The organism is Streptomyces sp. NPDC091292 (assembly GCF_044757265.1).
GTDB lineage: Bacteria > Actinomycetota > Actinomycetes > Streptomycetales > Streptomycetaceae > Streptomyces.
The window spans coordinates 112,185-133,200 of record NZ_JBIVUQ010000020.1 but is presented as its reverse complement, the minus strand read 5'-3'; the positions used below and the strand labels follow the sequence as shown (position 1 = coordinate 133,200).

The window sequence follows — 21,016 nt, the reverse complement described above, 5'->3', positions numbered from 1 at the left end:
TCAGCAGGGCGTCCAGGTTGTTCGTCACACAACGATCTTGGACGCCCTGTCTGCGTTCCCAGACACACCGTCAGCATTCGGAATGACTCGTCTAGCGCGCGTCGAGATCGGCTGACGCGCGCGGGGAACCCGCTTCAGGACGCCGACGGCTGCCGGTACGGGGCGAGTTCGGGCGCTGTCTTCGTCGCGATGAACTCGGTGATCCGGTACGCGCACACGCCTTCCGTGACGAACGGGTCGGCGGCCGTGATCGCCTCTATGGCGGCGCGGTCGCCGCCGACGGCCAGGATCACCCCGCCGTCACGGGGGTTCTTGCGCCCCGAAGCGATGAAGACGCCCGCCGCGTACTGCTCGTCCAGCCATGCGACATGGGCGGGGAGCAGCGGCTCCACGGCGTCGAGCGGCGCGGTGTAGGTCAGTTCCAGTACGAACATGATCACGAGCCTACCGGGGTGGCCGGGGGTGGTACGTGGGTGCTGTGTCAGTGGGGCCGCGTACGCTCGGCGGCACCATGACCTCCGCATCCACCTCCGCACCCCGTCCCCGCCCGCACACCGGCCCGGTCACCGACCCGTCCGCCGCTGTCCCGCTGCCCGCCGACTGGCCGACCACCGAGGCGCAAGCACGCGCGGTGCAGGACGAGTTGCGGGGTCGTGTGGTGCGCGACGAGCCGGGGCCGGTGGCGGGCGCCGGGCGGGTGACGGGAGTCGACGTCGCCTACGACGACGCGCGTGACCGGGTCGTCGCGGCGGCCGTCGTCCTCGACGCGGCGACCTTGACCGTGGTCGAGCAGGCCACCGCCGTCGGCCGGGTCTCCTTCCCGTACGTCCCCGGGCTGCTGGCGTTCCGTGAGATCCCCACCGTGGTCGCCGCCCTGGGGGCGCTGCGCGGCGACCCCGGGCTCGTGGTGTGCGACGGGTACGGGCTCGCGCACCCGCGCCGGTTCGGGCTCGCCAGCCACCTGGGCGTGCTCACCGGGCTGCCGACGATCGGCGTCGCCAAGAACCCGTTCACCTTCACGCACGCCGAACCGAGCACCGCGCGCGGGTCGGTGGCGCCTCTGATGGACGGCGACGAGGAAGTGGGCGCGGCGCTGCGCACGCGGGACGGCGTCAAACCGGTGTACGTGTCGGTCGGCCACCGGGTCTCGCTGCCCACGGCCTGCGCCCACACCCTCCACCTCACCCCCGACTACCGCCTCCCGGAGACAACCCGCCACGCCGACGCCCTCTGCCGCCGGACCTTGACGGACCTCACGACCTGACCGGGCAAGGAGGTCGCCGGGTTCCACCCGAGCGCAGCTCAAGCGCAGCGTCAGCGTTTCGCCGCCACGCGGAACCTGATGCCCGCCGCGCGCAGCCGCGCCGTCAGGGCGTCCCCCATGGCTGCTGCCGTGGTGACCTGGCCGGCCGTCCCGGGGAGGTCGTCGAAGGCCAGGCACAGGGCCGACTCGGCGAACATCTTGGCGGTCTCGCCGTAGCCGGGGTCGCCGCCCGAGACCTCCGTGAAGACGCGCTGCCCGCCGCCCTCGCCGACGAACCGTACCGAGAACCGGCTCCGGGCCCGCCGCGCCTCGTCGGGCCCTTCGCCCGGCCGCACCAGGTCCGCGAGGCGGCGCCGCGCGGCCGGTACCTGCGCAGCCGCGAACAGCGCGCCCATCGCCGCCACACCGCCCACCGCGACCGGAAGGTGCCGTACCGCCGCGTACTCCCGGTAGCGGAAGTCCGGCCCGTACCGCTCCAGAGCCCGCGCGGAGCGCTGCACCACCTGCATGTCGATCGTCGGCAGCGGCAGCGCCCAGGCCCCGATCTCCTTGGCGAACCGGGGCGCGCCGGTCGTCGCGTACGCCCGCCGCCCCACCACGCGCGGCTCGTGCCGTCTGCGGTCCCGTGCCGCCTCGGCCAACTGCCGTCCGCGCGCGAACTGCCCGAGCGCCGACGCGAAGGTTCCGCCCGAGAACGTCGCGTCGACGCTGACGAACCCGTCGATCCGCAACGGCACCCCCTCCGGCAACTGCCCCACCGTGAAGTACACGCCCAGGTCGTACGGGATCGAGTCGAACCCGCACGCGTGCACCAGCCGTGCACCGGTCTCCCGCGCGCGGACGTCGTGCCGCACATAGGTCACGTCGACGAACTCGGGCTCACCCGTCAGATCCACGTAGTCCGTCCCGGCGTCCGCGCACGCCGCCACCAGGTCATGGCCGTAGGTGACGTACGGGCCGACGGTCGTGGCCACCACGCGCGCGTGGTGGGCCAGTTCGCGCAGCGACGCCGGCTCGGCGGCGTCGGCGTGCAGCACGGCGACCTCGCCGGCGCCCGGCGCGAGAGCCGTGAGCCGTTCGCGCAGCCGCTCCAGCTTCCGTGTGTCGCGCCCGGCGATCGCCCACCGCAGCCCCTCGGGCGCGTGCGCGGCCAGATACTCCGCGGTGAGTGCGCCCACGAAACCGGTCGCTCCGAAGAGGACGATGTCGTAGGCCCGATCCGAGTGATCCGCCTTGCCCTGCCCGCTCATGACACCTCTCCGCACCTCTTGGCCCAGCACCGCGCCGTTGTCGGTGGCTGAGGCTAGCGTGGGGGAGCAGGAGCCGGGACCCGGAGGTGACCATGGCGGCGGCGAAGCAGGCACGGACGGTGTGGGAGCGGGTACGGGCGTACGCGCTCGGTCTTCCGGGCGCCGTCGAGGAGTTCCCCTGGGGCGACGACGCCGTGGCGAAGGTCAACAAGAAGGTCTTCGTCTTCCTCGGTGTCTCCGACGGCACCCATCCGCTGCGCGTCACGGTGAAGCTGACGGCCGGCGAGTCCCACGCCCACGCGCTGACCGCCCCCGGCGCGCAGCCCGCCGGGTACGGCCTGGGGAAGGCCGGATGGGTGCTGATACCGCTGGAGGAGAAGGGCGCTCCGGCGGCCGACCTGGTGTGCGACTGGGTCGAGGAGAGCTATCGCGCGATAGCGACCAAGCGGCTGATCGCGGAGCTGGACACGATGCCGCGCCGGTAGCCGCGGCCGGATTTCTCCATCCGGGCACATTTCTAAGCGCTTGCTCGTTCAGGGGTTGTGTGGGGCATGAGCCCTCCATAACATCCTTGGTGTTACATCAGTTGTGTCAGATTGTCGGATCTTGTATCGGACGGACTTCCGGGGGCGCGATGACGGTGACAGAGGCGGCAGGGCCGGGCCCCGGTGCGGGCCCGCTCGCGGGGATCCGCGTGGTGGAGCTGGCGGGCATCGGACCGGGCCCGTTCGCCGGCATGCTCCTGGCCGACCTCGGCGCCGACGTCGTACGGGTCGACCGCCCCGGCGGCTCCGGCCTCGCGGTCAACCCGGCGTATGACATCACGAACCGCAACAAACGCTCCGTCCTGGTCGACCTCAAGGCGCCCGACGGCCCCGGTACCGTCCTCGACCTGGTCGCGCGCGCGGACATCCTCATCGAGGGCTACCGCCCCGGCGTCGCCGAGCGCCTGGGCGTCGGCCCCGAACGGTGCCACGCCCGCAACCCCCGCCTGGTGTACGGCCGGATGACGGGCTGGGGCCAGGACGGACCGCTCGCCGCGCGCGCGGGGCACGACATCGCGTACATCGCGCGCACCGGCACCCTCGGCATGATCGGCCGCCCCGACGAACCGCCGACGGTCCCGGTCAATCTCGTCGGGGACTTCGCGGGCGGCTCCCTCTACCTCGTCGTCGGCGTCCTCGCCGCGCTGCACCACGCGCGCGCGACGGGCACCGGCCAGGTCGTGGACGCCGCGATCGTCGACGGCGCGTCCCACCTCGCGTCGATGATCCACGGCATGCTCGCGGCCGGCGGCTGGCAGGACCGGCGCGGGGCCAACCTCCTGGACGGCGGGTGCCCGTTCTACGGCTGCTACGAGACGGCGGACGGCGGGCACATGGCCGTCGGCGCCCTTGAACAGCAGTTCTACGACGAGTTCATCACCCTGCTCGGCCTCGACGGCATCGCCCCCGCGCGCAAGGACCTGGCCCGCTGGAGCGAACTGCGCGAGGCGGTCACGGCCCGGTTCAAGACCCGTACGCGCGCCGAGTGGACCGAGGTGTTCGAGGGCTCCGACGCGTGCGTGGCCCCCGTCCTGTCGCTGCGCGAGGCACCCCACGACCCGCATCTCGCCGCGCGCGGCACCTTCCTGGAGCACGGCGGCATCACCCAGCCCGCCCCCGCGCCCCGCTTCTCCGCCACCCCGGGGACGGTCCGGCGCGGGCCCGCGCAGCCCGGAGCCGACACGGCAGACGTCGCCCGCGACTGGGACCTGCCGCGCCTCACCGACCACCACCCCGACCCCCGGGGACAGGACCACGCGAAACCGGACCACGCGAAACCGGACCGCCCGGAACCGGCCGCAGGAGGCACCCAGTGACCCGGCCCCCCACCACGTACCCGACGCTGGAGCGGCGGCTGTTCGACCCCGAGCACGACGCCTTCCGCGAGACCGTCCGCGCCTTCCTGACCAAGGAGGTGCTGCCGTACTACGAGCAGTGGGAGAAGGACGGCATCGTCTCCCGCGACGCCTGGCGCGCGGCCGGACGCCAGGGCCTCCTCGGCCTCGCCGTACCGGAGGAGTACGGAGGCGGCGGCACCGCCGACTTCCGCTACAGCGCCGTCCTCGCCGAGGAGTTCACGCGCGCGGGCGTGACCGGACTCGCCGTCGGACTGCACAACGACATCATCGGGCCCTACCTCACGGGCCTCGCCACGGAGGAACAGAAGCGCCGTTGGCTGCCCGGGTTCTGCTCCGGCGAGATCATCACCGCGATCGCCATGACCGAACCGGGCGCGGGCTCCGACCTCCAGTCCATCCGCACCAGCGCCGAGGACAAGGGCGACCACTGGCTGCTCAACGGCTCCAAGACGTTCATCTCGAACGGCATCCTCGCCGACCTCGTCATCGTCGTCGCCCGGACCACCCCCGAAGGTGGCGCGCACGGCACGTCCCTCCTGGTTGTCGAGCGCGGCGCGGACGGCTTCGAAAGGGGCCGCAACCTCGACAAGATCGGCCAGAAGTCGCAGGACACCGCCGAACTGTTCTTCCACGACGTCCGCGTCCCCAAGGAGAACCTGCTCGGCGAGCTGCACGGCGGCTTCGTCCACCTGATGACCAACCTGGCGCAGGAGCGCATGGGCATCGCCGTCGCCGGGATCGCCGCCGCCGAACACCTCCTGGAGATCACCACCCGGTACGTCAAGGAGCGCGAGGCGTTCGGCCGCCCGCTCGCCAGGCTCCAGCACGTCCGCTTCGAGATAGCCGAGATGGCCACCGAGTGCGCGGTGACCCGCACCTTCCTGGACCGCTGCATCGCCGACCACTCCGACGGCCGACTCGACGCCACGCACGCGTCGATGGCCAAGTGGTGGGCCACCGAACTCCAGAAGCGGGTAGCGGACCGCTGCCTCCAACTCCACGGCGGCTACGGCTACATGAACGAATACCCCGTGGCCAGGGCTTTCACGGACGGCCGCATCCAGACGATCTACGGAGGGACGACCGAGATCATGAAGGAGATCATCGGCCGCTCCCTGCTCGGCTGACCCCACCCACACAGCTGACCCGACCCACCCGGCCGACCCTCGGCGAAAGGCACGAGCGTGACCACCGAAGCGTATGTGTACGACGCGATCCGCACCCCGCGCGGACGCGGCAAGGCCAACGGCGCCCTGCACGGCACCAAGCCGATCGATCTCGTCGTCGGCCTCATCCACGAGATCCGCGACCGGTTCCCCGGACTCGACCCGGCCGCGATCGACGACATCGTCCTCGGCGTCGTCGGACCCGTCGGCGACCAGGGCTCCGACATCGCCCGGATCGCGGCCATCGCGGCAGGACTGCCCGACACGGTCGCGGGCGTCCAGGAGAACCGCTTCTGTGCTTCAGGGCTTGAGGCGGTCAACCTGGCCGCGATGAAGGTCCGTTCGGGCTGGGAGGACCTGGTGCTCGCCGGCGGCGTCGAATCGATGTCACGGGTGCCGATGGCATCGGACGGCGGCGCCTGGTTCGCCGACCCGATGACCAACTTCGACACCGGCTTCGTACCGCAGGGCATCGGCGCCGACCTCATCGCCACCATCGAGGGCTTCTCACGGCGGGACGTGGACGAGTACGCGGCGCTGTCGCAGGAGCGCGCCGCCGCGGCCTGGAAGGACAACCGCTTCGACAGGTCCGTCGTCCCGGTCACCGACCGCAGCGGCCTCGTCGTCCTCGACCACGACGAGCACATGCGCCCCGGCACCACCGCGGACTCGCTCGCCAAGCTGAAGCCGTCCTTCGCGGACATCGGCGACCTCGGCGGCTTCGACGCCGTGGCGCTCCAGAAGTACCACTGGGTCGAGAAGATCGACCACGTCCACCACGCGGGCAACTCCTCCGGCATCGTCGACGGCGCCGCCCTGGTCGCCATCGGCTCGAAGGAGGTGGGCGAGCGGTACGGACTGCGGCCCCGCGCGCGGATCGTGTCGGCGGCGGTCTCCGGCTCCGAGCCGACCATCATGCTCACCGGACCCGCGCCCGCGACCCGCAAGGCGCTCGCCAAGGCCGGGCTGACCATCGACGACATCGACCTGGTCGAGATCAATGAGGCGTTCGCCGCGGTCGTCCTGCGCTTCGTCAAGGACATGGGCCTGTCGCTGGACAAGGTCAATGTGAACGGCGGCGCCATCGCGCTCGGCCACCCCCTCGGCGCCACGGGCGCGATGATCCTCGGCACGCTCGTGGACGAGCTGGAGCGCCGCGATCTGCGCCGCGGCCTCGCCACGCTCTGCGTCGGCGGCGGCATGGGCATCGCCACCGTCGTAGAGCGTCTCTGACCGTCCGTCCCGGCACACCCTTACGGAGAAGAAGCAGCCATGGCAGCCACCACATCGCGGCCGGAGAGCACCACCATCCGCTGGGAGCAGGACGACACCGGCATCGTCACCCTCGTCCTGGACGACCCCGACCAGTCCGCCAACACCATGAACCAGGCGTTCACGGCCTCCCTCACGGCCGTCGCCGACCGCCTCGAAGCCGAGCGGGACTCGGTGCGCGGCATCATCTTCGCCTCCGCCAAGAAGACCTTCTTCGCAGGCGGCGACCTCAAGGAGATGATCCAGCTCGGCCCCGGACAGGCCCAGCTCGCGTTCGAGACCGGCATGGGCATCAAGCGGGACCTGCGCCGCATCGAGACCCTGGGCAAGCCCGTGGTCGCCGCGATCAACGGCGCCGCGCTCGGCGGCGGGTACGAGATCGCGCTCGCCAGCCACCACCGCGTCGCCCTCGACACCCCCGGCACCAAGATCGGCCTCCCGGAGGTCACGCTCGGCCTGCTGCCCGCGGGCGGCGGCGTCACCCGGACCGTACGCCTCCTCGGCATCACCGACGCCCTCCTGAAGGTCCTCCTCCAGGGCACCCAGTACAGCGCACCCCGCGCGCGGGACGCCGGGCTCGTCCACGAAGTCGCCACCACGCCCGAAGAGCTGACGGCAAAGGCGCGCGCGTTCATCGACGCCAACCCGGAGTCGCAGCAGCCCTGGGACCGGCCCGGCTACCGCATCCCCGGCGGCACCCCCGCACACCCCAAGTTCGCCGCCAACCTGCCCGCCTTCCCCGCCAACCTGAAGAAGCAGACCGGCGGCGCCCCCTACCCCGCCCCGCGCAACATCCTCGCGGCGGCCGTCGAGGGCTCACAGGTCGACTTCGAGACCGCGCAGACCATCGAGGCCCGCTACTTCACCGAACTGGTCACCGGCCAGGTCGCGAAGAACATGATCCAGGCGTTCTTCTTCGACCTCCAGGCCGTCAACTCCGGCGCGAACCGCCCCCAGGGCGTCGCCCCTCGCACGGTCCGCAAGGTCGCCGTGCTCGGCGCGGGCATGATGGGCGCGGGCATCGCCTACTCCTGCGCCCGCGCGGGCATCGACGTCGTCCTCAAGGACGTGTCCGCCGATGCGGCGGCCCGGGGCAAGGCGTACTCCGAGAAGCTGTGCGCCAAAGCCGTCTCCCGTGGCCGTACCAGCCAGGAGAAGGCCGACGCGCTGCTCGCCCGGATCACGCCCACCGCCGACCCCGCGGACGTCGCGGGCTGTGACGCCGTCATCGAGGCCGTCTTCGAGGACCCGGCGCTCAAGCACAAGGTGTTCCAGGAGATCCAGCACCTGGTGGAGCCCGACGCGCTGCTCTGCTCCAACACCTCGACGCTGCCGATCACCGTCCTCGCCGAAGGCGTCGAGCGGCCCGCCGACTTCATCGGGCTGCACTTCTTCTCACCCGTCGACAAGATGCCGCTGGTCGAGATCATCAAAGGCGAGGGCACCGGCGACGAGGCGCTGGCCCGCGCCTTCGACCTGGTCCGGCAGATCAGGAAGACACCGATCGTCGTCAACGACTCGCGCGGCTTCTTCACCTCGCGCGTCATCGGCCAGTTCATCAACGAGGGGGTCGCGCTGGTCGCCGAAGGCGCCGAGCCCGCCTCAGTGGAACAGGCGGCGGCGCAGGCCGGTTACCCGGCGAAGGTGCTGTCCCTGATGGACGAGCTGACGCTGACGCTGCCCCGCAAGATCCGCGCCGAGTCGCAGCGGGCCGTCGAGGAGGCGGGCGGCACCTGGGACGCGCACCCCGCAGAGGCCGTCATCGACCGCATGGTCGACGAGTTCGGCCGTACGGGCAGGAGCGGTGGCGCGGGCTTCTACGACTACGTGGACGGCAAGCGCGCCGGTCTCTGGCCGGGCCTGCGGGAGCACTTCACCAAGGACGGCGTCGACATCCCGTTCCGGGACATGCAGGAACGCATGCTGTTCTCCGAGGCGCTGGACACCGTGCGCCTCCTGGAGGAGGGCGTCCTGACATCGGTCGCGGACGCCAACATCGGCTCCATCTTCGGTATCGGCTTCCCCGGCTGGACGGGTGGCGTGCTTCAGTACATCAACGGGTACGAGGGCGGGCCCGCCGGATTCGTGTCCCGCGCGCGGGAGCTGGCGGCCCGCTACGGAGACCGTTTCGCACCGCCGGCCCTGCTGGTGGCGAAGGCCGAACGGGGGGAGACCTTCACGGACGCCTGACGCCCGAAGGACAGCAGGAAAGCGGAGTGACCAGCAGGAAAGCGGGGCACCGGAATGTGCCGGTGCCCCGGGGTCATTGCCTGAGCCACTCCCGCAGCTCCTCCGTGAGCGACCGCTGGAACGCCGTCACCAGGGCCTGCACGACCAGCGGCTGCATATGGGCGGACAGGGACTTCATCGCGGCCACCCGCGCCTGGTCGGCGGAGCCTTCGCGGTGGAGGTCGCCCATCTCGTCGCGGAACATCCGGGACAGCTCGTGCGCGGCCTCGCGCGCGTGCCGCAGCAGAACGGTACGGGCGGCGAGGATCGTCTCATGGGCGATCGGCACGTCCAGCAACTGTGTGCCCAGGCGGAGGAGCCCCCGGTCCGCGCGGAAGATGCCGGGGTCCTCGGTACGGGTGAGCACGCCCATGGCGGCGAGCCGGTCCACGTCCTCGTCGGTGAGGGCGCGGGCCGCCCGCCGCTCCAGCTCCGCCCGCGTGACGTCCTCCAGCGCCTCCGGCGCCCAGGAGGCCACCACGGCACGGTGCAGCGCGAGGTCGTGCGCGCTCAGCTCCGGCGGCAACTGCTCCAGATACCGTTCGATGGCCGCCAGGGTCATCCCCTGGTGCTGCAACTCCTCGATGAGGCCCAGCCGCGCCACATGGTCCGGCCCGTACAGACCCACCCGGCGGGCACCGATCACCGGCGGCGGCAGCAGCCCCCGGGTGCTGTAGAAGCGGATCGTCCGGACGGTCACGCCCGCCCGCGCGGCCAGCTCGTCGACGGTCAGCGTCACGTCCGGTGCGTCCGTCGTCATCCCAGCTCCCAGCTCCGTACGGGTCCACCCCGGGCATCACCGCAGGCATCACGGCGGGCCCCTGATCACCGTGCAACAGTATTGCTGTCGCACCACCACTGTGAAACGGCGACGCCGCCGTGCACCGGAGCCCCGCCCACTGTCAGTGCCGGCCCGTACGGTGGCGTCATGTCGGAGATCACATACGTCCGGGGGGACGCCACCACGCCGTCGGGCAAGGGCGTCAAGGTGATCGCCCATGTCTGCAACGACATCGGGGGCTGGGGCAAGGGCTTCGTGCTGGCCGTCTCGCGCCGCTGGCCGGAGCCGGAGACGGCCTACCGGGCCTGGCACCGTGACCGCGCCCGCAACGATTTCGGCCTCGGCGCGGTGCAGCTCGTGCGGGTCGACCGCTATCTCTGGGTGGCGAACATGATCGGCCAGCGGGGCATCCGCACGGGCAGCAAGGGAGTGCCAGTGCGGTACGAGGCGATAGGAACCGCGCTTGGCACCCTGGCGGACCGGGCCGTCGAGCTGGGGGCCTCCGTCCACATGCCGCGCATCGGCTGCGGCCTGGCCGGCGGGAAGTGGTCCCGCGTGGAACCGCTCATATCCGACCGGCTCACCACGCGGGGCGTGGCGGTGACCGTGTACGACCACGACGGATAGGGGATTTCGGGAGCCCTCCAGCGCCCTTCAGGCACAACTCCCTTTCGCACGCGCGTTGTTGTGGACGTGTGAACGGGTAGGGCATCGGTATGTACCTTGTGCCCACCGACATCGGTCCGCTCCATCCGAAGGTGGGGGAACTCGCCGTCGCACTGCCCGTGTTCGCGCTCTGTCTGTTCGCCGTCGCCCGAGCGGTGCCCCGGCTGCGGCGGGCGCGCGCCCGGCGCGAGGACCGTACGCACGGTGCCGCGCGGCGCTCCGAAGCGGTGCGGGTCCGGGCCGAGCGGGAGCGGGCCGAGACAGTGGCCGTACTCGCCGGGGCCCACGGCGACGCCGCCCGCGCCCGGCAGCGCGCCCGTGAGACCGGCGCCGCCCCGGTCGCCGGTGCCCGCGCGGACGGCTCGCGCGAAGGGGGCGTCGCCGCCGTGGTCGGTCAGGCGAAGACGGAGGCGCGGCGGGCCGAGGTCGAGGCCGAGCTGCGACTCACCGTCTCCGAGGTGGCCTCCGACCTCGCGGCCCGCATGGTGGGCGAGCGCCGGCAGGCACCGGAGCCGAGGGCGCGCGGCTGAGCTGCGGGTCTTTACGCCGGTGACAGTTCCATAATGGACATATGCCGCAAAATGCCGGAGGGGTCGCCACCGGGTCCCCATCAGCCCCGCCGACCCCCTTTACCCCCGCACCCTCCTCACCGGCCTCACCCTCCTCACCCTCCTCACCCGCCTCGCCCCCGTCACTGCCGCCCCCCGACGGCATCCTCTGGGACTCCGTCGGCGACATCCGCACCCTGCTCACCCTGCCCCCCGCGATGGCCCTCCAGGTCGCCCACCCCGCCGTCGGCGCCGGCGTGGACGACCACTCGGTGTTCCGCACCGATCCCTGGGGCCGCGCCGAACGCTCCCTGGGCTCGCTCCAGCTCTGGGTCTACGGAGGAGAGGCCGCCGTCGCCGAGGGCATCCGGCTGCGCCGGCTCCACCGCACCATCAAGGGCACCGACGCCCATGGCCGCCCGTACCACGCACTGACACCGCACCACTACGCATGGGTGCACGCCACCGGCTTCCCCGTGGTGCGGCACGCGCGCGGATATCTGTGGGGGCGGCGCTTCACGGACGCGGAGGAGCGCCAGTTGTACGGGGAGTGGCTGCGGGTCGGCCGGCTGCTCGGTCTGCGCGACCGGGACATGCCGCAGACGGTCGAGGAGTTCTGGCCGTACTACCGCGACATGCTGGCCCACGAGGTGGAGCTGACGAAGGTCGCCGAGGAGCTGACCGCCGTCGACCCGACGGTCCCGCCGCCCGACCGCGGCCCGCTCCTGGTCCGGCTCCCGCTGCGCGCCCTGTGGCCGCTGCTGCGCGGACCGTTCGCCCGGCTCCGGCACTTCGTCACCGTCGGCCTGCTGCCCCCGGAGGCCCGCGAGGCGATCGGCCTCTCGTGGACCCCCCGCCAGGAACGCCGCCTGCGTCGCTTCGGCAAGGTGGTCGGCCGACTCGTACCCCTGCTTCCGGAACGGCTCAGATACTTCCCGATGGCCCACGAAGCGAGGCTGCGCCACCGTAGCCAACAGCAGCGATAAGGGCCGGCGCGAAAAACCCCCGGCGCGAAGAACCCCCGGCCGGAAGCCGGGGGTTCGAACAGTCACCGCTCGTGCGAACGGGCGATGTCCGCCCACGACTCCGGCGCGTCCGGCACCCCGGCCACCCGCACACCCGGCAGCGCGGGCCGCTCCGTCGCGTACAGCCATGTGTCGAACAGCGCCCCCAGCGACTTCCCGGACACCTTCTCCGCGTACCGGACGAACTCGGCCACGGTCGCGTTGCCGTACGCCTTCTTCTGCGGCCAGCCCTTCAGGATCTTGAAGAACGCCCGGTCGCCGATCTCGTTCCGCAGCGCCTGGAGCGCGAGCGCCCCCCGGTCGTACACGGCGCCGTCGAACTGGTTCTCCGGACCGGGGTCACCGGGCGCGACCTGCCAGAACGGGTCGTCGGCCGGGTGTGACGCGTACACGTAGTCGGCGAGTTCCTGCGCGGTGCCCTCGCCCTCCTTCTCGGACCAGAGCCACTGGCTGTAGCTCGCGAAGCCCTCGTTCAGCCAAATGTCCTTCCAGCCGTGGACCGAGACACTGTCCCCGTACCACTGGTGCGCCAGCTCATGGACGACGACGGACACGTTCGAGCCGTTCGCGAACTGGCGAGGGCTGTAGAACGGCCGGGTCTGCGTCTCCAGCGCGAAGCGGCTCGGCACATTCGGCACATAGCCGCCGAGCGAGTCGAAGGGATAAGGGCCGAACACGCTCTCCAGCCACTCGGCGGCCTCCGTGGTCCGCTCCACGCTTGCCCGCGCGGCCCCGGCGTTGGCGCCGAGATCCTTGCTGTAGGCGTTGAGCACGGGCAGCCCGGACGCGGTCGTGTCGGTCGTGATGTCGAACTTGCCGACGGCGAGCGTCGCCAGATAGGTCGCCTGCGGCTTGGCCGAGCGCCAGTTGTAGCGGGTCCAGCCCAGCTTCGAACTGGTCGACTGGAGCACCCCGTTGGAGATGGCCTGCGTCCCGTCGGGCACGGACACCGACACGTCGTAGGTGGCCTTGTCGCGCGGGTGGTCGTTCGACGGGAACCACCAGGCCGCCGCCTCGGGCTCGTTCGCCGCGACCCCGCCGTCCGGCGTCCGCTGCCAGGACGTGAAGCCGTACAGCTTCACCTCGGACGGCTTGCCCGCGTACTTCACGACGACCGTGACCGGCGCGCCCTTCGGCAGCCCGGCGGCGGGCGTGATCTCCAGCTCCTGGACGCCCGACGTCGTGAACGCAGCCTTCCTGCCGTTGACTCGCACCTCACTGGCCTTCAGGCCGAGGTCGAGATTGAAACGGGACAGGTTCTGCGTGGTCGTGGCGAGGATCGTCGCCGTGCCTTCGAGGAGGTCGGTCGCCGGCTGGTACTTCAGCCGCAGGTCGTAGTGGGAGACGTCGTATCCGCCGTTCCCGTAGTCCGGATAGTAGGGATCGCCGATTCCCGGTGCCCCGGGCGTGTAGTCGGCGGCCGTTGCCGGGATCGCCAGCAGCAGAGAGGCCGCGAGCGCGCCCGGGACGATGAGTCTGCGGTGCACGGAAGCTCCAAGTCATGGGGGTACAAGGACCGTTCGACCCTATTCAGCCCCTCGCGCCCCAGTCATGTCCATGGCCCCCGCTGTCACACGATCGCCATTCGGCCGACACGGGCGGATCTTTCGCCTGGACAGCCTCCTGGCGCACAAGGCCCTCTTTTGCGCGGGAGTTGACCGGAGTACCTTCCGCGCATGCCGAAACGTGTACGTGCGCGTCGACCGCGCTTCCTCCGCAGCACGCTCGTGATCGCGGCCACCGCCGCCCTCGTGCTGACCGGCGTCCTGCCGTCGAACGCCGCCCAGGCCACCCGACCCTCCACGACGGCCGCCGCCGACTCCGGCCACCCGGTACGCGAGAGCAAGCCCGTATACGCGTACGACACCGCCGTCCGCGAATCCGTCTGGGTCGACACCGGGTTCGACGGGGACGGCGACGGAAAGAACGACCGCGTCGGCGTCGACATCGTGCGCCCCCGCGAACCCGCCGCGCAGGGCCGCAAGGTGCCCGTCATCATGGACGCCAGCCCGTACTACTCCTGCTGCGGACGCGGCAACGAGAGCCAGAAGAAGACGTACGACGCGCAGGGCAACCCGATCGGCTTCCCGCTCTACTACGACAACTACTTCGTGCCGCGCGGCTACGCCTTCGTCGCCGTCGACCTCGCGGGCACCAACCGCTCCGACGGCTGCGTGGACGTCGGCGGACGCTCCGACATCCAGTCCGCGAAGGCCGTCATCGACTGGCTGAACGGCCGCGCGCACGCCTACACGACCCGCACCGGCACCGCCCGCACCCAGGCCTCCTGGACCAACGGCCGGACCGGCATGATCGGCAAGAGCTGGGACGGCACCATCGCCAACGGCGTCGCCGCCACCGGCGTACGGGGCCTGGAGACGATCGTCCCGATCAGCGCGATCTCCTCCTGGTACGACTACTACTTCTCGAAGGGCGCCCCGCTCTACGATTCCGGACCCGAGTGGCTGTCCGACTATGTCGACAGCCCCGAGGCGCGCGCCCGCTGTGCCGCCGTACAGAAGCGACTTGTCGACGAAGCGCCCCGCACCGGTGACTGGACCCGGCTGTGGGACGAGCGGAACTATGTGCCCGACGCGCGCAAGGTGAAGGCCAGCGTCTTCGTCGTCCACGGCATGCAGGACCTCAACGTCCGTATGCAGCACGTCGGTCCCTGGTGGGACGCCCTCGGAAAGGCGGGCGTCGACCGCAAGATCTGGCTGAGCCAGACCGGGCACGTCGACCCGTTCGACTTCCGCCGCGCCACCTGGGTCACCACCCTGCACCGCTGGTTCGACCATGAACTCCTCGGCTACGACAACGGCATCGACCGCGAGCCGATGGCCGACATCGAGCGCGCCCCCGACCAGTGGTCCACCAGCGCCACCTGGCCGCCCCGCACCACCGCCGCCACCACCCTGCGCCCCGCCACGGGCACCCAGTCCGGCGTCGGCACCCTCGGCCTTCGCCCCGCGACTGGCACCGAGACCTTCACGGACGACCCGGGCAGGAACGAGACCGACTGGGCCGCGCAGATCGACCGGAGCACCCCGGACAAGGCCGGATTCACCACCAAGCCGCTCACCCGCGACCTGCGCCTCTCCGGCTCCTCGCGGGTCACCGTCACCGCGACCCCGAGCACCCCGACCGCGCACCTGTCGGCGGTCCTGGTCGACCTGGGCCCCGCGACCATCCGTGACTACGGCGCGTCGGGCGAGGGCATCAGCACGCTGCCCGACCGGACCTGCTGGGGCGCGAGCACCCCGGGGGACAGCGCCTGCTACAAGGAGACCGCCGCCAAGAAGGCCGACGTCGGCGCGACCGTCGTCAGCCGGGGGTGGGCCGACCTCGGGAACTACGCCTCCGACCGTACGGGCCGCCCGCTGACGCCCGGCAAGCGCTACACGATCACGCTCGATCTCGGGGCGACCGACCACGTCGTCCCGGCGGGCCACCGTCTCGCGCTGATCGTCGCGGGCACCGACCAGGACCTCATCGACCCGCCCGCCGACCGGCCCACACTCACCCTCGACCTGGCCCGCACCTCGGCGAAGGTGCCGTTCGTCGGGGGCGCCGCCGCCTTCGCACGCGCCACATCGGGCACCGCGACCGCCGCGCCGCACACCACGGGCCGCGACCAGGTGCACCCGCCGCGCGCGACCCACCGCATCCCCGGAGGCAGCGCTTCATGACGCACCGCACCCCCGCCCCCACCCGGACCTCGAATCGGACCCGCACTCGCACCCATACCCGAGCCTTCGTCCTGGCCTCGGCCGCCGTCGCCCTGGCCGCACCCCTGCTGACCGCACCCGCACAGGCCGCCGAAGCCGGACCCCGCCCCACGCCCCCACCCCGTACCGGATTCGAAGAGTCCGCCGGGGCCCGCTGGACGACACAGCCCGAGGAGCAGTCCTTTCTCGCCGCCGTCGACCGGGGCGCCGAGCGGGTGTCCGTGTCCCGGATCGGCACGACCGCGCAGGGCCGCCCGCTCCAGCTCGTCCGGATCGGCGCCCCGCGCGCCGCGTCCACCGTGCTCCTGGTGTGCAGCCAGCACGGCGACGAACCGTCGGGCCGCGAGGCGTGCCTCACCACGATCCGCGACCTCGCGTACGCCGAGGACCGCGACACCCGGACCTTCCTGTCCCGTACGACGGTCCTCGTCGTGCCCACCGCCAACCCGGACGGCCGCGCCGCCGACACCCGCGGCAACTCCGCGGGCGTCGACATCAACCGCGACCACATGGCGCTCAAGACGGCCGAGGCACGGGCGATGGCCGCCGTGATCCGCGACCGGACCCCCGACATCATCTACGACCTGCACGAGTACGGCTCGACCCCGAAGTACTACGACAAGGACCTGTTCGACCTCTGGCCCCGCAACCTCAACACCGACCGGGCCGTGCACGACGAGGCCCAGGCACTCTCCGAGTCGTACGTCAGGCCGGCCGCGCACGCCTCCGGCTACTCGACCGGCACCTACGGCATCTGGACCGACCCGGTGACCGGTGAGCCGATCCGGCAGACGGCGGGCGACGGCCAGGAACGCATCCTGCGCAACGCGTCGGGCATCAAGCACGCCGTCGGGCTGCTCATCGAGAGCCGCGTCGACCCGCTCACGGACGCCGAGAAGGCCGACGAAGCGCTCAACAACCGGCGCCGCGTCTCCTCCCAACTCGCTGCACTGGACGGCATGTTCCAGTTCACCGACGAGCGGCGCAGGGCCATCGCGGCGGCGACCGGGGCCGCCCGTCTCGCCGGCTACCGCGACCGGGGCCCGGTCTATCTCGGCGGCGCGGACAACGATCCCGCCGAACCCGCCGAAGTCATCCAGGACCCGCCGTGCGCGTACCGGCTGACGGCCGACCAGTACGCCGACGTGCACGACGAGTTGGCGCTGCACGGTGTACGGGTCCAGCGGGACCGTGACGGAGCCACCGTCCGCCTCCGCCAGCCCTTGCGCGCCCTGGTCCCGCTGCTCCTCGACGCCAGGGCCCCGTACCACCTGACCGAGGGCCGGCCCGAGACCCGCTGCTGAGCCCGCGCCCAAGACCCTGGTGGGGCCGCCCGGGAACTCTCGGGCGGCCCCCGCGCGTTCACACGGTGTCCGCCTCCACGAGATCGGCCGCCTCCCGCGCGCACCCCCACGCCACGGTCACCCCCGCCCCACCGTGCCCGTAGTGGTGCACGACGGTCCCGCCGCCCGGCAGCCGCACCCGCTCCAGGCGCACGGCGTCGCGCACGGGCCGCAGACCCACCCGGTGCCCCAGGACCCTGGCGTCCGCGATCTCCGGCCGTACGGCCGCGCAGCGCCGCACGATCGCTTCGGCGACCGCCGGATCGGGCTCCGTCGACCAGTCGTCCTCCCGCGCCGTGCCGCCGAGCACCAGCCGGCCGGGCTGCGGGAAGAAGTACGCCGACCCGCCCGCCGACTCCGGACCGGTGTACCAGGTGTCCACGCCCGGGTTCTCCACCAGCACCAACTGCCCGCTGACCGGACGCACGGCCGGATCGGGTACGAGGTCGCGGGCGCCGAGCCCGGTGCAGTTCACGACCACCCGCGCCCGGCCCACGGGATTCACGGGATTCACGGGATCCGCGAGTTCCGCGAGCGAGGTCACCGTGCCCGGCACGACCGTGCCGCCCGCCGCCGCCAACCGGCCCCGCAGCCACCGCAGATGCGACGGCATGTCGATCAACGGCAGCCGCGCCCACAGCCCTTCACCGCTTTGGCACTCCGCCGCCGTCGCCGCCCGCAGCCCCGGCACACCGGCCGCCCACGCCCCGAGCCCGTCCAGCCTGCCGCCCTCGTGTACGCCCTCGACCATGCGTACGCCCGTCTCCTCCGGACGCCCCGCCAACTCCTCGTACACGGCGAAGGACTCCAGCGACCAGTCGCCGACCCTGTTCTCGGGCCGGATGCGATAGGGCCACCACAGCGCGCCCGCAACGGCCGAGGTCGTCCGCTCGGCGGGCTCCCGCGACCGGACCAGGACCCGGTGCCCGCGCTCCGCGAGCATCACCGCCGTCGTCAGACCTATGACGCCGCTGCCCACCACGATCACTTCAGTAGCCACGCCCGGACGCTAGCCGAATCCGCCACGGCGTGCTCGGTTCCCGTGCGCGGTGGGGATACTCAGGACATGTCTGCCGTGTATACGACATTCGGTCTGGCGCCCGCGACGCGCACCGGTGGGGTTCTCGCCAACGGCGACTACCAGGCTCACCGGGACTTCGTGGACTTCGTCGTCGACGGGCGCCCGCTGCTGTTCCAGCTCTCCGACCTCGACGCGGTGTCGCCGCTCGCCTCCGACGTACCGCCCGCGATCTTCGCCGCCCAGGCCCGCGGCCTCCTCCTGGAGGCGGAGGCCCCGCTCGCCGGCGGGCGGCACGTCATCTACGGGTGCCCGGAGTGCGAGGGCATCGAGTGCGGCGCCGTCACGGCCGTCATCGAGAAGGCCCCGGACGGCGACGACTACATCTGGCGGGACTTCGCCTGGCAGACCGACACGCGCGCGGACCTGGACCTCAACGGCTACCACGGCATAGGGCCCTACCGGTTCCGGGGCGCCGAGTACCGTGACGCGCTGCGGCGGCTCATCGAGGACGCCGCGAGCGACGGGGGCGGTGGGGGGCGAGGCCGTCGGCGGGTCCTGCTGATCGGGGCCCGGGTCGCCGTACTCGCCAAGCTCGCCGCCGCCCTGCGCGCCATCGGTATCGGCGCCGAGATCACCGACGGCGCGGCCGGGGTCCCGGCCGACGAGCTGCGGACCTACGGCGCGGTCGCCTTCGGCCGCGCGGTCGGCGAGCGGGAACGATCCGCCGTGCGCGCCGCCTTCGCCGAAGCGGGCGTCGAGGTGGCGTACGTCGACGGGCTCGCTCCCGTCGTTCCGCTGCTCGTCGCGCAGATCGAGCAGTCCCTGGACGTGGGGGCCGCCGGGGGCCGGCGCCGCCTCGCCGCCCTGACCGCGGCCGGGGGTGAGGCCCGGGTCGAGACCACATCGACCTGCCGGGTCCGCCTCATCGCGTACCGCGTCGACCGCCTCCACCGGACCCACACGCACGAGGTCTTCGACGGCGTCCTGCCCCCGGGCGATCACCGGATCGCGCTCGACGCCAAGGCGGCGCGGGGGGAGTCCTTCGTGGTGGCACGGACGACGGACAGTGTGCTGGTGGCACCTGTGCGGCGGTGAGCGGCCGTGACGTTCCGGGTCCGCGTGAGCCGCCGGAGGCAATCCGTTTTCCGATCGCCCCGGGCCCTCCGTAGGATCGACCCGTTATGACTGCCACTCTCGTCGCCAAGGATCTCGCCGCAGGGCACGGCGACCGCTCCCTCTTCACCGGGCTCGACCTCGTCGTCGCCCCGGGTGAGGTGATCGGTCTCGTCGGTGCCAACGGCGCGGGCAAGTCCACCCTGCTGCGGCTGCTCGCCGGGCTCGACTCGCCCGACGAAGGGGAGCTGCGGCTCTCCCCGCCCACCGCCGCCGTCGGCCACCTCCCGCAGGAGCCGGAGCGCCGCCCCGGCGAGTCGGTGCGCGCGTTCCTGGCCCGCCGCACCGGTGTCGCCGAGGCGCAGCGTGCCCTGGACGAGGCCACCCAGGCCCTGGTCGACGGCGCGCCGGGCGCCGACGACGCGTATGCCGTGGGCCTGGAGCGCTGGCTCGGTCTCGGCGGCGCCGACCTCGACGAACGCGCCGACGAGGTGGCCGCGTCGCTCGGCCTCGGCGTCGACCTCGACCAGCCGATGACGACCCTGTCGGGCGGCCAGGCGGCCCGCGCCGGACTCGCCTCGCTGCTCCTGTCCCGCTACGACGTGTTCCTGCTGGACGAGCCGACCAACGACCTCGACCTCGACGGCCTCGACCGGCTCGAAGCCTTCGTCAAGGGTCTGCGCGCGGGCACCGTCCTCGTCAGCCACGACCGTGAGTTCCTTGCCCGCACGGTCACCAAGGTCCTCGAACTCGACCTGGCGCAAGGGCAGATCAACCTCTACGGCGGTGGCTACGACGCCTATCTGGAGGAGCGCGAAACGGCCCGCCGGCACGCCCGCGCCGACTACGAGGAGTACGCCGACAAGAAGGCCGCGCTCGAAGGCCGCGCCCAGACGCAGCGCGCCTGGATGGACAAGGGCGTCAAGAACGCCCGCCGCAAGGCCACCGACAACGACAAGATCGGCCGTAAGTTCCGCAGCGAGTCCAGCGAGAAGCAGGCCGCGAAGGCCCGGCAGACCCAGCGCATGATCGAGCGCCTCGACGTGGTGGACGAGCCGCGCAAGGAGTGGGAGCTGCGGATGGAGATCGCGGCGGCCCCGCGCTCCGGCGCGGTCGTCGCCACCCTCCGCGACGCCGAGGTGCGGCGCGGGGACTTCCGCTTCGGGCCCGCGTCGCTCCAGGTCGACTGGGCCGACCGGGTCGCCGTGACCGGGGCGAACGGCTCCGGCAAGTCCACGCTCCTGGGCGCCCTCCTGGGCCGCGTACCGCTCGACGCCGGGCATGCCGCGCTCGGTCCCGGGGTCGTGGTCGGCGAGGTCGACCAGGCCCGGCAGCTGTTCTACGGCAGCGAGTCGCTGATCGACGCGTTCTGCGCGGCCGTGCCCGACACGGAGCCCGCCGAGGTACGCACCCTGCTGGCCAAGTTCGGTCTCAAGTCCGACCATGTGCTGCGCTCGGCGGCGACCCTCTCGCCGGGCGAGCGGACCCGCGCGGGGCTCGCCCTGCTCCAGGGCCGGGGCGTCAATCTGCTGGTCCTCGACGAGCCGACGAACCATCTGGACCTGCCGGCCATCGAACAGCTCGAATCGGCGCTGGCGTCCTACCCGGGCACGCTGCTCCTGGTCACGCACGACCGCCGGATGCTGGACGCGGTGCACACGACCCGCCGGATCGAGATGGCGGCGGGCAAGCTCACCGAGGTGTGAG

General features: G+C 72.1%; 18 protein-coding genes. 13 read left to right on the top strand and 5 right to left on the bottom strand.

What is annotated here, in order from left to right:
- Positions 1–134: 134 nt before the first annotated feature.
- Positions 135–434, bottom strand: a complete 300-nt coding sequence (locus ACIQNU_RS35905; protein WP_401374467.1) for a YciI family protein — start codon at positions 432–434, stop codon at positions 135–137.
- A gap of 77 nt (positions 435–511) precedes the next feature.
- Here ACIQNU_RS35905 and nfi point away from each other — a divergent pair, with 77 nt between their 5' ends.
- On the top strand, positions 512–1,264 hold the full coding sequence (gene nfi, locus ACIQNU_RS35900; RefSeq protein ID WP_401374465.1) for a deoxyribonuclease V: 753 nt from the start codon (positions 512–514) through the stop codon (positions 1,262–1,264).
- Between the two features lie 50 nt (positions 1,265–1,314).
- On the opposite strand, the gene ACIQNU_RS35895 is transcribed toward nfi, so the two are convergent.
- Positions 1,315–2,514 (bottom strand): saccharopine dehydrogenase family protein, encoded by a 1,200-nt coding sequence (locus ACIQNU_RS35895; RefSeq protein WP_401374462.1) that lies wholly within the window; start codon positions 2,512–2,514, stop codon positions 1,315–1,317.
- Between the two features lie 92 nt (positions 2,515–2,606).
- On the opposite strand from ACIQNU_RS35895, the gene ACIQNU_RS35890 reads away from it, so the two are divergent.
- The 5 genes from ACIQNU_RS35890 (at position 2,607) to ACIQNU_RS35870 (ending at position 9,045) form a co-directional block, all read left to right on the top strand.
- Positions 2,607–2,999: an MmcQ/YjbR family DNA-binding protein gene (locus tag ACIQNU_RS35890; RefSeq protein ID WP_401374459.1), complete on the top strand. Its 393-nt coding sequence runs from the start codon at positions 2,607–2,609 to the stop codon at positions 2,997–2,999.
- Between the two features lie 149 nt (positions 3,000–3,148).
- Positions 3,149–4,375, top strand: coding sequence for a CaiB/BaiF CoA transferase family protein (locus ACIQNU_RS35885; protein WP_401374457.1), 1,227 nt, complete (start codon positions 3,149–3,151; stop codon positions 4,373–4,375).
- 26 nt (positions 4,376–4,401) lie between these two features.
- Entirely contained in the window at positions 4,402–5,544 is a 1,143-nt protein-coding gene (locus ACIQNU_RS35880) for an acyl-CoA dehydrogenase family protein (protein ID WP_401374493.1), read from the top strand.
- 57 nt (positions 5,545–5,601) lie between these two features.
- A complete protein-coding gene (locus ACIQNU_RS35875; RefSeq protein ID WP_401374454.1) occupies positions 5,602–6,816 on the top strand; it encodes an acetyl-CoA C-acetyltransferase in 1,215 nt (404 codons plus the stop codon).
- 39 nt (positions 6,817–6,855) lie between these two features.
- A complete protein-coding gene (locus ACIQNU_RS35870; RefSeq protein ID WP_401374451.1) occupies positions 6,856–9,045 on the top strand; it encodes a 3-hydroxyacyl-CoA dehydrogenase NAD-binding domain-containing protein in 2,190 nt (729 codons plus the stop codon).
- Positions 9,046–9,118: 73 nt separating this feature from the next.
- Here the strand turns inward: ACIQNU_RS35870 and ACIQNU_RS35865 are convergent, their stop codons facing one another.
- Positions 9,119–9,844, bottom strand: a complete 726-nt coding sequence (locus ACIQNU_RS35865; protein WP_401374448.1) for a MerR family transcriptional regulator — start codon at positions 9,842–9,844, stop codon at positions 9,119–9,121.
- Between the two features lie 168 nt (positions 9,845–10,012).
- On the opposite strand from ACIQNU_RS35865, the gene ACIQNU_RS35860 reads away from it, so the two are divergent.
- From ACIQNU_RS35860 to ACIQNU_RS35850, 3 genes are all read left to right on the top strand, one after another.
- Entirely contained in the window at positions 10,013–10,492 is a 480-nt protein-coding gene (locus ACIQNU_RS35860; RefSeq protein ID WP_401374446.1) for a macro domain-containing protein, read from the top strand.
- A gap of 89 nt (positions 10,493–10,581) precedes the next feature.
- Positions 10,582–11,061, top strand: coding sequence for a hypothetical protein (locus ACIQNU_RS35855; RefSeq protein ID WP_401374444.1), 480 nt, complete (start codon positions 10,582–10,584; stop codon positions 11,059–11,061).
- Between the two features lie 182 nt (positions 11,062–11,243).
- Positions 11,244–12,065 (top strand): oxygenase MpaB family protein, encoded by an 822-nt coding sequence (locus tag ACIQNU_RS35850; protein WP_401374491.1) that lies wholly within the window; start codon positions 11,244–11,246, stop codon positions 12,063–12,065.
- A gap of 62 nt (positions 12,066–12,127) precedes the next feature.
- Here the strand turns inward: ACIQNU_RS35850 and ACIQNU_RS35845 are convergent, their stop codons facing one another.
- Entirely contained in the window at positions 12,128–13,591 is a 1,464-nt protein-coding gene (locus tag ACIQNU_RS35845) for a M1 family metallopeptidase (protein ID WP_401374441.1), read from the bottom strand.
- Between the two features lie 189 nt (positions 13,592–13,780).
- Between ACIQNU_RS35845 and ACIQNU_RS35840 the strand changes: the two genes are divergently transcribed.
- Positions 13,781–15,793, top strand: coding sequence for a Xaa-Pro dipeptidyl-peptidase (locus ACIQNU_RS35840; protein ID WP_401374439.1), 2,013 nt, complete (start codon positions 13,781–13,783; stop codon positions 15,791–15,793).
- Entirely contained in the window at positions 15,790–17,136 is a 1,347-nt protein-coding gene (locus ACIQNU_RS35835; RefSeq protein WP_401374436.1) for a M14 family metallocarboxypeptidase, read from the top strand. Before ACIQNU_RS35840 ends, ACIQNU_RS35835 begins: the two co-directional genes overlap by 4 nt.
- Positions 17,137–17,194: 58 nt before the next feature.
- Here ACIQNU_RS35835 and ACIQNU_RS35830 read toward each other — a convergent pair whose 3' ends face one another.
- Entirely contained in the window at positions 17,195–18,118 is a 924-nt protein-coding gene (locus tag ACIQNU_RS35830) for an FAD-dependent oxidoreductase (protein ID WP_401374488.1), read from the bottom strand.
- Between the two features lie 123 nt (positions 18,119–18,241).
- On the opposite strand from ACIQNU_RS35830, the gene ACIQNU_RS35825 reads away from it, so the two are divergent.
- Together ACIQNU_RS35825 and ACIQNU_RS35820 are read left to right on the top strand one after the other, a co-directional pair.
- Positions 18,242–19,291 (top strand): oxidoreductase, encoded by a 1,050-nt coding sequence (locus ACIQNU_RS35825; RefSeq protein WP_401374434.1) that lies wholly within the window; start codon positions 18,242–18,244, stop codon positions 19,289–19,291.
- A gap of 86 nt (positions 19,292–19,377) precedes the next feature.
- Positions 19,378–21,015, top strand: a complete 1,638-nt coding sequence (locus ACIQNU_RS35820; RefSeq protein ID WP_401374432.1) for an ABC-F family ATP-binding cassette domain-containing protein — start codon at positions 19,378–19,380, stop codon at positions 21,013–21,015.
- The last annotated feature ends 1 nt before the right edge of the window (position 21,016 follow it).